The sequence below is a fragment of the Amycolatopsis cihanbeyliensis genome (assembly GCF_006715045.1).
Classification (GTDB): domain Bacteria; phylum Actinomycetota; class Actinomycetes; order Mycobacteriales; family Pseudonocardiaceae; genus Amycolatopsis; species Amycolatopsis cihanbeyliensis.
The window spans coordinates 1562484-1575548 of sequence record NZ_VFML01000001.1 but is presented as its reverse complement, the minus strand read 5'-3'; the positions used below and the strand labels follow the sequence as shown (position 1 = coordinate 1575548).

General features: G+C 66.7%; 8 protein-coding genes and 1 pseudogene. 4 read left to right on the top strand and 5 right to left on the bottom strand.

The window, feature by feature from the left end:
* Positions 1–3 precede the first annotated feature (3 nt).
* From FB471_RS06840 to FB471_RS06830, 3 genes are all read left to right on the top strand, one after another.
* Positions 4–3108, top strand: a complete 3105-nt coding sequence (locus tag FB471_RS06840; RefSeq protein WP_141996503.1) for an amino acid adenylation domain-containing protein — start codon at positions 4–6, stop codon at positions 3106–3108.
* Positions 3105–3857: an alpha/beta fold hydrolase gene (locus FB471_RS06835; protein ID WP_141996502.1), complete on the top strand. Its 753-nt coding sequence runs from the start codon at positions 3105–3107 to the stop codon at positions 3855–3857. The genes FB471_RS06840 and FB471_RS06835 overlap by 4 nt, the downstream gene beginning before the upstream one ends.
* Before the next feature lie 69 nt (positions 3858–3926).
* A complete protein-coding gene (locus FB471_RS06830) occupies positions 3927–4928 on the top strand; it encodes a methyltransferase (protein ID WP_141996501.1) in 1002 nt (333 codons plus the stop codon).
* A gap of 149 nt (positions 4929–5077) precedes the next feature.
* Here the strand turns inward: FB471_RS06830 and FB471_RS06825 are convergent, their stop codons facing one another.
* On the bottom strand, positions 5078–6361 hold the full coding sequence (locus tag FB471_RS06825; protein ID WP_141996154.1) for an IS256 family transposase: 1284 nt from the start codon (positions 6359–6361) through the stop codon (positions 5078–5080).
* Between the two features lie 175 nt (positions 6362–6536).
* Here FB471_RS06825 and FB471_RS34940 point away from each other — a divergent pair.
* Positions 6537–6710 (top strand): annotated as a pseudogene (locus FB471_RS34940) (GTP cyclohydrolase I); the annotation flags it as partial.
* 12 nt (positions 6711–6722) lie between these two features.
* Here the strand turns inward: FB471_RS34940 and FB471_RS34935 are convergent.
* From FB471_RS34935 to FB471_RS06800, 4 genes are all read right to left on the bottom strand, one after another.
* Positions 6723–8066 carry a DUF2637 domain-containing protein gene (locus FB471_RS34935; RefSeq protein WP_246076271.1) on the bottom strand — a complete coding sequence of 448 codons (1344 nt, stop codon included), beginning with the start codon at positions 8064–8066 and terminating at the stop codon, positions 6723–6725.
* A gap of 12 nt (positions 8067–8078) precedes the next feature.
* Positions 8079–9347: a site-specific integrase gene (locus FB471_RS06810; RefSeq protein ID WP_170220735.1), complete on the bottom strand. Its 1269-nt coding sequence runs from the start codon at positions 9345–9347 to the stop codon at positions 8079–8081.
* A 1275-nt stretch (positions 9348–10622) separates the two neighbouring features.
* The gene (locus FB471_RS06805) at positions 10623–11783 is read right to left on the bottom strand and encodes a cytochrome P450 family protein (protein ID WP_246076270.1); all 1161 of its coding nucleotides are present in this window, start codon (positions 11781–11783) and stop codon (positions 10623–10625) included.
* A gap of 32 nt (positions 11784–11815) precedes the next feature.
* Entirely contained in the window at positions 11816–13051 is a 1236-nt protein-coding gene (locus FB471_RS06800; protein ID WP_141996497.1) for an MAB_1171c family putative transporter, read from the bottom strand.
* Between the last annotated feature and the right edge of the window lie 14 nt (positions 13052–13065).

The following is a 13065-nucleotide window of genomic DNA, read 5'->3' as shown; positions in this document are numbered from 1 at the left end:
CCCATGCGACCGCATGAGCGCCCAGCCGGATACGACCGTGCCAGGCATGGAATCCACTTACTCAGAACTCCCGAAATCATCGCGGATCCATCCGTCTACATCGACGCCATCGCCGATCTCGGGCCCCTGTTCTTCGACGAGGTCGGGGCAATGTGGGTGTGCTCCGGCTACGCTGAGGCTGTCGAGATCCTGCGCAACCACCGAACATTTTCCTCCGTGCGCGAGCACGACCAGGGCACGTTTCAGGAGCTGGGTCTTCACACGTCCGCCAACTTGAGCACCATGGTGCACGAGCAGATGCTCTTCATGGATCCGCCACAGCACAAGGCCATCCGCACAGCCCTGGCCGAGCAGGTCTCCGGCACCCGCGTGAGGAGCCGCGAGAACGACCTGCGGCAGATAGCCGCCCGTGCGCTCGACGACCTGCCCTCCAAGGGTGTCTTCGACCTGGTGGGAGACTTCGCAGCGAAGCTGCCCTGCGCGCTGGTGGCGCAGTTGCTGGGCATGGAGGGAAGGGAAGCAGAACTCACCCGGTGGGCCGAGGCTTACGAACGGCTGCTGGGAAGCCTGTCCGCACTGCCGGCCACTCCGGACCCAGAGGTGGACGCGGTTCTAGGCGATGCCCTCGCCGTGCTGCAGAATGAAGCGAGAAGCCGACTGCGCGCTCCCGGCGGCGACGTGATCAGCTCCCTGACCGCCCCGCTGCTCGGCCGGGAGCCAACAGACGGAGAGCTGTTCGCTGTTGCGGCGAACTGCATCGTCCTGGTGGGCGGCGGCTACCAGACCCTGACCCACCTCGTCACCTCGGCTCTGCTGACCCTGCACGACGACCCGGTCCTGCAGAAGCAGCTGCGGGAGACACCCGAGCTCATCCCACCGGCCGTCGCAGAGTTCATGCGGATCAACGGGTCTAGCCAGTACGTCGCGCGAAAAGCCACCACCGACGTGACTGTCCAGGGAACGTTGATCGCGGCAGGCGAGAGCGTCCTGGTCCACCTGGCCGCCGCCAACCTCGACCCCCGGACCTTCACCGCACCCCGCACCCTGGACCTGACCCGAGACGGCCCGAAACACCTCGGCTTCGGCAGCGGACGCCACGCCTGCCCCGGCGCGGGCTACGCCGAACGCCTCGCCGGTTTCACGATCCAGGGCTTTTTGGCCAAGTACCCGGCCTATGCACCGGAACCGGAACCGGAAGCGCTGTCCTGGGGTCTGCACGGGAACACCCGCTGCCTCGAACACGCACGCATCCGTGTCGATGCCGCGGCGACCCCCGAAGCCAGCGCCGACCTGCAACCGGCCGAAACCGACACCAGCACCGGTTACCGCGACCCTGCCCTGCCTCCGTCCATCACCACGTCCGCAGCCTGCTGGCACGAGGTGTTCGAACGGCAAGCCCTGCTGACCCCTGACGCACTGGCGGTAGAAGGACCGGACGGCGTCATCAGCTACCGCGAACTCGACCACTGGGCCAACGCCCTGGCCCATCGACTGCGGCACCAAGGCGCCCAGCCGGGCACGGTGGTCGGCATCGTCATGGAACGTTCCGTCGAGTTCGTCCTCGCTGTGCTGGCGGTTGCCAAGGCCGGTGCCGCGTTCCTGCTGGCGGACGTGTCCTGCCCCCGAGAGCGCTTGAGAACCATGCTCGACGAGGCGAAGACGCACCTCGTCGTGACCGACGGCAGCCTCCCCGCCTCGGTGTTCGGCACCCAGACGATCGACGTAGGAGCGAAAGCCTCCCACCCGGACGCCCCGCTGACCGGAGCCTCGCCCGGCGACGTCGCCTACCTCGTCTTCACCAGCGGCAGCACCGGCGCCCCGAAGGCCATCGCGATCAGCCACGAGGCCACGGTCAATCTCCACCTGGCGCAGCACCAGATCTTCCGCCTCGAACCCGGCGACCGGGTCCTGCAGTTCCTGTCACCGAACTTCGACGGCTGCATCGCCGACCTCACCGCCGCACTCCTGTCCGGCGCCACTTTGATCGTCGCGCCTGCCGACCAGCTCACCGTCGGGCCGCCGCTGGTCCGGCTGCTCGCATCCCAGCGGATCACCACGGCAATCCTCACCCCGTCCGTCTGGATGGCCCTCCCCTCGGACCAGCCCCTACCCGAACTGCGCATCGCCGCTGCCGCGGGCGAGCGGCTGCCGGCCACATGGGCGCGCCGGTGGGCGGCACCGGGACGACGCCTGCTCAACCTGTACGGTCCGGCCGAGACCGCCGTCCTGGCAACCTGGCACGAATGCTCCCCGGGCGAGGACCGCCCGCCGATTGGTAGGCCGGTCGCCAACAAGCTGGCCTATGTCCTGGACCACCGCCTGCGTCGCGTCCCACCCGGGCAGCAAGGGGAACTGTGGCTCGGCGGTGTCGGAGTCGGAAGATACCTGAATCAGCCGGACCTCATGGAAGAACGCTTCATCCGCAACCCCCACACCACCACCGACAAGGCGAGCCTGCTCTACCGAACCGGTGACATCTGCTGCCAGCGCCCGGACGGCACACTCGACTACATCGGCCGGGACGACCGCCAGGTCAAGATCCACGGCCAACGCGTCGAACTCGACGAGCTCGAGCGCGTCCTGGAGTCCGCCCCCGGTGTCGCCGCCTGCGCCGCATACCAACAGGACGGCCGCATCGGAACCCTGGTTGTCCCCGCCGGCCCCCAGCTCGACGAGACACCGATTCGCACCTACCTGGCCTCCCGTCTGCACAGCGCCATGCTGCCCGCCGTGTTCACTGCTGTCACCGAACTCCCGCGCACCACGAACGGTAAAGCCGACCACCGCCGCACGCCCACCAACGCGCCCGCTGCCCAGCCCTCTCACCACTCCGGGCCCGTGCCCCCACCCGACGCCCATGCAAGACATCTCTCCCGCCTTACCTGGGAAATCGCCGAACACTTCGCTCAGGTCCTGGACATCCCGCTGCGCCAGGTCCAGGCGGACTCCGACTTCTTCGCCGCAGGCGGCGACTCCATCACCATAGCCGCATTCCTGGCACGTCTGGAATCACTGACCGGCACACCCGTGGACACCGCCGCTCTGATCACCGCCCCCACTCCCGAGCAGATCGCCCCCCTGCTCCTCGCCGACGGGACACCATCGTGATCCGTCCACTACTGCGCACGAGAAGGGGAACACAGCCCGAGACGGTCCTGTTCGTCCACGGGACGATGGACCACAGCGCAAGCTTCCAGCGAGTCGCAGCGCACCTGCCCGGATGGACCGTCGCCGGGTACGACCGGCGCGGATGGGGCACCTCCCGCACCCTCGCGGACCCGCAGACCAAACTGGCCGACCACGTCACCGATCTCATCTCCGCAGCCTCCAGATTGCCGAAGCCCATCGTGGCAGGACACAGCTACGGCGCACTCGTGGCACTCATCGCAGCGGCTCAACACCCCCGCCTCAGCAGGGCAGCCGTCGTCTTCGAACCACCCGTCTGCTCGCTGCCATGGTGGCCCCGCACCGCCCCCTGGGAGCAGTTGGTCGAAGACGCGTCAGCCCGGGGCCCGGCTGCCGCGGCCAGAGCCCTCCATGAGGCCGTCGTCGGTCGCCCCACCACGGGACAGACGGACGAGGAACTAGAAGCGGCCGGCACAGCCCTGATCCGGGAGATGACCGACCCCACCCTCAGCCTGCCCTCCATCGACCCGACCACGCTCACCACACCCGTGATCACCGCGTCGGGAAGCCGGTCACTGAAACACCACCGACAGACCGCGCTTCACCTCGCGAACCTGATCCCCGCCGGCCGCCACGCATCCATCGACGGTGCCGACCACCTCGCACACGTCACCCATCCACAGGCCCTCGCCGCGCTCATAGAGCAGGCAGCAGCCATGGATGGCGGCTGACGCACGCCCGGGCCATCGCAGGCAAGGGCTGCACAGGCCGGATACCCCACAACGACAGGGAGAGCCACCATGCTGCCGGGCAACTTGGAGAAGGTCATGTTCGGCGTGATCTCAACGCCGGTCCTGCACCTGGCCGACCGCTACCAGGTATGCACCCACCTGATCGCGAACGGACCTGCAGTCGCAGCCGACATCGCCGAAGACCTCCATATCGACCCGGAAACCACGGAACGGATGCTGCTGGTCTTGACCGCATTCGAGATCGTCCAGCGCACACCCGAGGGCCGATACAGCCTCCCGGACGCCGTCCGGCCCTTCGTCGACCCGGACAGCGACCGCTACATCGGCGGGTTCCTTGCCCATCTCGTCCAGGAGACAGCGAGCAGGATGGCCCTCCTCGACTCCTATCTCCAGCACGGCAAGGACTCGGTGGACGGACCCGACCGCCAGCCGTTCAACTCCCTCTATCGAGACGAGGAGGCCACCAGCCGCTTCCTGAAGGCTATGTGGGACCTCAGTTTTGCCCCGTCCACAGAACTTGCTGCCCTCGCCCGACTAGCCACCACCACCCGCTTGATCGACGTTGGCGGCGCCAGCGGGCCGTTCGCGGTCGCCGCGCTCCAGCACTCGCCCGCGCTCCGGGCAACCGTGTTCGATCTTCCCGAAGTCGAACCGTACCTCGAGGAAACCCGCACCGCCCGTGGGCTCGGGGACCGACTCACCTTCGCCCCGGGCGACTTCTTGACCGACGAGTTGCCCCAAGGCGACTGCATCGCTTTCGGGTACATCCTCTCGGACTGGCCCGACAACACGTGTGTCCAGCTCCTGCGCAAGGCACACCGGGCGTGCCACGACCACGGGCGGGTGCTCGTGATGGACAGGCTCTTCAACGAGTCAAAGCAAGGACCCCTCGCAACCTCGGCAATGAACCTGACCATGCATCTGGAGACCCGGGGGCGCCACCGCACAGCACACGAATACACCACACTCCTCAAAGAGGCAGGATTCACCCAATGCGAAGCGTATAAGTCTAACAGTGACAAGCATTTAGTCATCGGACACAAGGCCTGAGTTTCATACGGAGTGATTCGGATCCTGGCCCGGGAGAGAAGAAGGTGCGGGACTGTCTCCGTAACGGCGACAGTCCCTCTCAGGAGTTACACCAACGAAATTACAGTGGGAGTGTCAGCGATCTTGTGGGTGGTGATGTGATCACCCTGTCACTGCTGCACGTCGAGCCGGTCGCCGTAGTGCATGGCGAGCGCGTTCAACGCCTGCTTCCAGCCTACTACCTTTCCAGTGATATTGGAACGGTTCTTGAGCGGATTATTGATCACGAGATAGAGCACTTTGAGCGCAGCCTGATCATTCGGGAAATGACCGCGCCGCCGCGTGGCTTGCCGAAACCGGGCGTTCAGGCTCTCAATCGCATTCGTGGTGTACACCAGCCTCCGCAACTCGGGCGGATGGGCAAGGAACGGTGTGAACTGTTCCCAACTGTTACGCCACAACCGGACCATCGCTGGATAGCGTTCCTCCCACTCGGCGCAGAATTCGACGAACTCGACTTCGGCGGCCTCCGCGGTGGGCGCGGTGTAGATCAGCTTGAGCCGTTTCGTGATCGCCGACCAGTACTTCTTCGAGGCGTAACGCAGGCTCGCCCGCACCAGGTGCACCACACACAACTGGACCTCCGCCTGGGGCCACAACGCGGCGATCGCCTCGGGGAGCCCCTTCAGGCCGTCACAGGCGACGATCAGGACATCCTCGACACCACGGTTCTTCAAGTCAGACAAGTGGTTCAGCCAGCCCTTGGCGCCTTCGCCGCCGGTGCCGACCCACATGCCCAGCACATCCCGCTCACCAGCCAGAGTGATCCCCACCGCGATATAGATCGGCCGGTTCGCCACCGCCCCATCACGAATCTTGACATGAATAGCATCGATCAGCACAACGGGATACACGCGATCCAGCGGCCGGGCTTGCCACGAATTCAGATCGTCAACCACCTTATCGGTGATCTTCGAGATCAGCTCACGCGACACCCGAGCATCATAAATATCGGCCAGGTGTGCCTGAATCTCGCCGGTCGTTAACCCCTTAGCGTACAGGGAAATGACCGCATCATCGAACCCCTCGACCCGGCGAGCGTACTTCGGTACGATCTGCGGAGTGAACGTCCCCTGCCGGTCCCGGGGCACGTCGATCCGCACATCACCCACATCGGTCCGTACCGTTTTCGACGACGAACCGTTCCGCTCGTTCCCCCCGAACTTCCCGGCAACATCGCCCTTCGCATAACCCAGATGATCATCGAGCTCGGCGTTCAGCGCCGACTCCAGCACCGTCTTCGTCACCTGCCGCAACAGCCCGTTCGGGCCGACCAGCGACACGCCATCCGCACGAGCCTTGTCGATCAACTCCCGGGCAACCCGCACATCAAGATCATCACCAGAGGAGTTCCCGTCAGCGGCCGAGCCGACCACCCTGTCTTCGCTTGTCAACCTAGATCCTTCCCAGCCGGAGCGACCGCTCCAGCATGGTCAAGATCACCCACCACCCACAAGATCACGGACAGTCCCATTACAGTCCCTGTCGGCGGGCACGTTTCGGTGGAGTGGGCCGAGGGCATGATCGCGGTGCCCAGGGTGGAGTTCACGAGCTGCCGCGAGTATCCACATGAGGACCTTCACCGGCACCGTCGCATGCCTCCCGATCGCGGGTGTCCCGGTGGTGGGGCTGTTCAGGCTGTCGCGCCTGCTCGGCCCCTGCGCCCGCCGATTGGAGGTGCAGGAGCGGCTGACCTGGCAGGTTGCCGAGGCGCTGGACGCTCATTTCAAGGTCGAGGGCGCGGCCGTATTGGCCTTATGGGCGGACTTGATGTGGAGGTCGGACGGCGTTGTAGATGGCGTCGCGGCGACGTCCGCCGATGGAGTGGCCGTGTTGGCGGATGCGGTCGAGGGGGCGGTCGCGGGAGAGTTGTGGGCCGAGTTTGACGGCGATCTGCTGAGCGAGGGGGAGAAGGTCGCTGATGTCTACGGCGGTGTTGTTGGGCGGCGCGGCGGCTGTGTGTGCTTGTCGACGGCGATTTCGTGTCTGATCCGGCTTTGCCGGGGCGCTGTGCTGGTGGTTGGAGTTGTCGCCAGCCGGGTTGGGAGTGGGCGTTGTCCGTCGGGTCGGCCGCGACGAACCGCGGTGACGGTGTTGGGGCCGGAAACATCGGCCTTGTTCGTCGTCGGCAACTTGTAGTCGGCCGTGGGCTTGAGGGACTGGGTATTGGTGGAGCGTGGTGGCCGGTTGGGCGTGGATGTCGTGGGGGTGTTCGGCGTTGGCGAGGCGCTGGGTGATGCGATCGAGGGCCTTCCGGTCGAAAGCTCGGCGGGTGTCCTGGACGAAGCGGCGCTGTCGCCGGTCAGCGTCGGCGATCGACAAGGCGGTGACGGGGTCGGTAATGCCATCGCGGATGGCGGTTGACAACGCTCGCCAGGTGCGCAGCGGGAAACGTAGCCAGTGGGCAGGACCGAACTGCGGTCGTCGGGCAGGCAGGCGGGTGGCGATGCGCTGGCGGTAGGCCTGCCGTTCGCGCAGTTCCCAGCCGGCGACCGATCCGACAGATAGGGACGCGAAAACGACACCGGTCAGCCCGGGCTGGGACCAGGCGGATGAGCCGTGTCGGTAGTTCACAGCGGCGGCCATGAAGACGATGGCCCACATTCCGATTCGGTAGGGCGCTGCGGAGTCCTGGACGGCGCGTGCCTTGTGGGCGAGACCGGCGAAGGCCAGGCCCAGGGACTCCAGCGACGTCGCCACCGTGCAGGCCAGCAGAACGGCGAGTCCGGCCGCGCGCATCGCGTTGTACTGGAACCACCATGCCGAGGCTGTGGCCGCAACGATCGGTACTGCGATCACATTCACTCCGAGATGTACCAGGGCTCTGCGGAGGACCGAGACGGCCGTTGTGATCGTCTGGCGGCGTCGTTTCCGGCGTTGTGCGCGTCGGGTGGCGCGTTGCCGCTGGCGACGTTGCGCGATGGCTTCCGCACGTTGCCGGGCGCGCTCGTCGATTTGTCGGCGCCTTTCGGTGAGGTCCAGGCGGGCGGCGCGCTCGGCGATGCGCAATTCGGCGCGGGTCGGTCGTGGACTGGTCCTGACCGCGGCGGGTAACGCCGGGTGCGGCGCGGATGCTACGGAGAATCTGGGATCGGGCACGATGCGCTTCTTTCAGTACGAGTTCACGGTCTGCGCCGGGGCAGCGGTGGCGCCGAGGGACACCGGAGCGGGTGCTGTGGGGTGGTCAAGAAGTGCGGGGGCGAGGGGGTTGGCCAGGTGACGGCCGAGGTAGTCGTTCTGGGTGGTGGAGACCTTGGCGTGGCCGAGTTGGTCGGCGATCTGGCGTGCGGTTTGCCCCGCGTGGTCGAGAACGGTTGCGACGGTGCGCCGACCGACGTGGGTGGTGAAGGTGGGATACCCGGCACGTTCGCGTAGGCGACGGACGGAGCGCTGCACGTTGCAGGGGTGGCGCCAGCCGAGCGTGGCAGAAGGGAAGACGGGATCGTCGGGACGTGCGTCGGCGGGGTGACGGGCCATGAGCACGGTGGTGAGGTATGAGGGCAGGCCGAGGATCCGGTCGGATTTCTTGGTCCGGTTGGCCTGGCCTGGGCGGCGGAGGATTCCTCTGCCGGTGACGACGACGAGGTGGGCACTGATCCACACCGACCACGGCGGGATGGCCTGACCGTCGCGGGTGACCGTGATGGTGGTGAGGTTGAGGTCACACCAGCGCAGCGCGAGGGCCTCGCTGATCCGGACGCCGGTACCGAACAGGAAGCGAACGAGGTCGGGAAGGTCGGCTCGGCGGGCGCCGGGATCGGCGTCGAGCCGGGTGAGGAAGTCGCTCAGGTCGGTGGCGGTGAAGGTGAGCTTGGGGCGGGTGTTGCCGCCTTCGATGGGCTCGATGTCCCGGACGGGGTTGTGGTCCAGGGCTTGGTGGCGAACGGCGAGCTGCAGGATCCCGGAGAGCACGCTGCGGATGCCCCGGAGGGTGTTCGGAGCCAGGGTAAGGGCCAGGTTGTCGAAGTAGTGTTCGAGACGGCCGATCGTGCACTCGCGCAGGAGCAGGTCCCCGAGGGTGGGCAGGATGTGGTTGTCCAGGCGGCCCCGGTAGCGGTCGTAGGTAGTGGGTTCCCGCCGGCTGATCACCCGTTCGATCCAGAGGTCGGCAGCCTCGGCGAGGCGGGACGAGGCCGACAGTTCTGGACTGCCGCTGGCGGCGGTCAGGGATCGCAGGTGTTCACGGAGACGGCGGAGGGCCGCGGTATGGCTGGTCCCGCTTCGCTCGACCTGGCGGGTACGGCCATCGCGGCCACGGTACTGGGTGAAGGCCCGCCATCGGGCCTTTCTCACCAGCGCCCCGGTGTCGTCGAGCACGGCCGGGACCTGCAGCGTACGGATCTCACCCCACGTGCCGAGGGGCAGCGGCGGACGAGGCACTCCAGACCTCCCCCGGACGTTCTCCATGGATAAACCATGGACCCGCCCGGCGTCACGGTCGACAGGCCCACCCGCCGCGCCTGTGACCTGGCCTTTTGGTGCCCCCGGTGCGACTCGCGCAGGACGCACACGGATTCGGGGTCCGTCCAGCGGACTCGGGCGGCTCGCTCAGGTAGCACACGTCTGAGCGGGAGGCCGCTGGTCATCGCGGCGCGGGTGCCGTTGGTGATGGATCGCCGGAATCGGGGGAGTCGGCGATGACCACCGGCAGCCTTCGATGCGGTGGGCCCGTTGCTGTTGATCGGTTGGGCCGAGGCGGGCCCCGGGCTGCTGGATGCCTTGTCAGCCACAAGCCGGGCAAGCAGGGCGACGGCCTCCGAGGTGTCATGTTTGGAGACGACCAGCCCCGGCGGCGATGCGACACCAGTCCGGCAACCGGAACACGATCGAATGGCGAACGGTTCGATTGATGGCGAAGATCCGGATGCGACGGGGAGAGTATCAAGCTCGCTTCGGGTCGAGGATGATTTGGTGGAGCGGGCGCGACAGGAGGACGCGCGCCACTGGGCGGAGCGCCGTCGACCGATCTCTGCCGAGACGTTGCGTCGACGACTCCGGATTGGGGCCGCGCGGTCCCGGCTGCTGGTATCGATGATCAGGATAAGCCAGCCGGGGCAGGTCGGTACGCCACACCGGAGGGCCACCGGGGCGTGAAGTGCAAGATTGACCTGGGAGAACAGGCAGCGCACGATACGGGCGCTCGGACCAGCGACCACTACTGTGTCAACAGTGGTGCACCGCTGGGCAGACGAGGGAATGGGCTTCGGGGCGATCCATTCGGTGCCCGATGGGCAGTCCAGGCCGACGCTCGTCGCAGGTTCAAATCCCCGGTGCGGTTCGTACAGCGTCCGTACGAAGCCGTGTGTGCCGTGAGCTGCGGCTTTCCGCAACGGTTAGGTTTGAGCGGCCCAGGAGCAGCCAGGCCGGGTGACTGCGGGGTCGAACCCTGGTCAGCGGCTTGCCGGTGTCGGTGAACCTGCTCATGCGAAGATCCGGCGCGAGGGATATCGGCGGATCCGATGATTGGTAACGGAGAGTAGTGTCAGGGGCTCGTGGTCTCGAATCGCGCTTCGCTGGCGGATGCACGCGACCCCTCTGCTGAAGATTGAGCACCTGCCGTGACCTGTCCCTGGAGATGGCCGAGGGGGTCGAGACTGTGCGAGCGGCGTGTCGTGCCGGGCGTGGCATCGTGTCGTGCGTTGGTGTTGTGGGGCTCTATACGGTGACGGGTAGGGCGAGCAGGCTGTGGGAGCGGAATGACGGTCGCCATCGCAGCGCGGTGATGTCGGTGGCGAGGGTGAGCCGTGGGAAGCGTCGCAGCAGGGTGTCGAAGGCCAGTTGCAGCTGTTGCCTTGCCAGGGCTGCACCGAGGCAGTAGTGCGGGCCGAGCCCGAAGGACAGGTGGGTGTTGGGGTTGCGGTCGAGGTCGAGCCGATCGGGGTCGTGGTGTCGGGCTGGGTCCCGGTTGGCTGAGGCCAGGGCGAGCATCACTGTGTCTCCTGCGGGGATTCGGGTGCCGTGGATATGGAGATCTTCGGTGGCGAAACGGCGGATTGCCATCATGTCGGCGTGGGCGTAGCGCAGCAGCTCCTCAACAGCTACGGGGAGCAGGCCCGGATCGGCGCGCAGCCGAGTTATCTGCTCGGGATGGCGCAGCAGCTGGAGGGTGCCGTGGCTGATCAGGTGTGTGACGTTCTCGATCCCGGCCCACAGAATCAGGAAGGTCAGGGAGACGAGCTCGTTTTCGTCGAGCCGGTCGCCTTCGTCCCTGGCGGTGATCCATCCGGAGAGCAGGTCGTGGCCGGGCTGGGCGCGGCGGTCGGCGATGAGGTCGAGCAGAAACCGGTGGATCGCGGCCACCGCGTCACTGACCTGCTCCGGGTGGTCGGGGGCGAGCATGGTGCGGGTCCATTGGGCGAAGCGGGCTTGGTCGTTGGCTGGCACGCCTAACAGGTGGCCCATGGTGCGTAGGGGGATGGATGCTGCGTAGTCGGCGACCAGGTCCCCCGTGCCCCGCTCGGCGAGGCGGTCGGCCAGTTCGGTGACCACCTCGTCGAGGCGGTCACGGATTCCGTCGATCCGGCGTGGGGTGAACGCTACGGCGGCCAGGCGACGCAAGCGGGCGTGGTCGGCGCCGTCGCGGTTGAGCAGGTTGGCATCCAGGGTCGGCGGGAGGGAGAACCCGGCGTAGCCACCGTGGGCGTGGGCCTTGTTCAGCGCGAGACGTGCGTCGAGGAGGGCGGCCCGCACTTCGGCGTCACCTGTGATCAGCCAGATCGGCAGACCGTCTGGGGTGAGCACTCGGTGTACCGAGCCGGCCTGGCGCAGGCGCGCGAATGTGGCGTACGGGTTGGTGAAGTAGGCGGTGTCGAACACTGTCGAGGGTGTCGTGGTGTTGGGTGGTGGTGTCATGCGGGCTCCACGTCGGCGGTCGGGGTGAGGGTGGCCAGCGCTGCGACCACGATGGCCGAGGGCTGGAAGTGACGAGCGAGTTTGCGTTGGAAGGCCAACTCGGCGACAAGATCTTCCGGTTCGACCGTCTTCGGGCTGCTGACGTGGGTGCTCGGTTGCTGGTGGGTGGTCTTGGCGTGCAGCGCGGCGCGCAACTGGGCCGCTTCGATCGCAGCGGCCGCCTGGTCACCGCGTAGACCGGCCGCCACAGCATGCTGGGTGGCGGCTTCGCGTACGACGGGGGCCATCCAGACGCGTAGGGCCCATTGGGCGTCCCGAATCTCTACGATCAAGCGGTAGAGCCGAGTGCGGCGGTCGACGTTGCGATGGCGGTAGATCGCCGGCGCGCCGTCGTTGCGGGTCGGTGCCCCGCCGACGTGGAGGACCACTTGAGGCACATGCCGGGTCAGCTCGTCGTGCAGAGGCAGCAACTGTCGATAGGCGCGGCGCCGGTCCAGCCACGCCCACGCCTCGGACAGGCGAGGCCCGACATCCGGAAGGATCCACGCGGTAAGTTGAACGATGCTGCCCGAGCCGACGGCGATCACCACGATTGGTTCCCACGCGTGCCCGGTGTAGCCCATCAAGCCCGCGATGATATCGGCGAAGCGGCCGGCGAGGTAGATCACGAGGATGCCGACGCTCGCCACGAGAACCATCAGGCCGCGCCGCAGCCACACCGTGGGCGCGATAGCGCGGTAGCGCCAGCACAAGCGGGCAACGTCGATCTGGCCCACGGCGTAGGCGGTCAGGTACACAGTGAGATACCAGGGATTGACTGCGGCCTTGGTTACGGCGAAGTCGGTCGGGTGTTGCCCCATGCCTTCCGCCGCTCGAATAAACAGCACGATCATTATCAGCAAGGCTAGGCACAGCGCGCACAACCGGGGCACGGCTTTGCGCTGGGCCGTGGTGGCGTTGTAGCTGAGGTGAAGTAGTACAATCTGCTGGCAGGCCACCACGAGAATGACGGCCAGTTGGGCTATCAGCCCTGACACGTTGGGCAGGCCGAAAACGTCGCTGAAGGGTTGCCAGAACCCCGGCAGCATTACCGCCCACACGCATGCGGTGAAGAAGTAGATACCGGCCAACCCCCACTGGGCAGCAGAGCGCTCGCGGCGCAGAACCCGCAGGCGGTAGAGCATCGCGACGACAGCGACCGCCGCGCATACCGGATACACGATGCTCGTCATAAACAACCACTCCG

Excerpts from the sequence above, each read along its gene's own strand:
- FB471_RS06800 (WP_141996497.1), bottom strand. The coding sequence starts at position 13,051 with ATGACGAGCATCGTGTATCCGGTATGCGCGGCGGTCGCTGTCGTCGCG.
- FB471_RS06830 (WP_141996501.1), top strand. The coding sequence starts at position 3,927 with ATGCTGCCGGGCAACTTGGAGAAGGTCATGTTCGGCGTGATCTCAACG.
- FB471_RS06840 (WP_141996503.1), top strand. The coding sequence starts at position 4 with ATGCGACCGCATGAGCGCCCAGCCGGATACGACCGTGCCAGGCATGGA.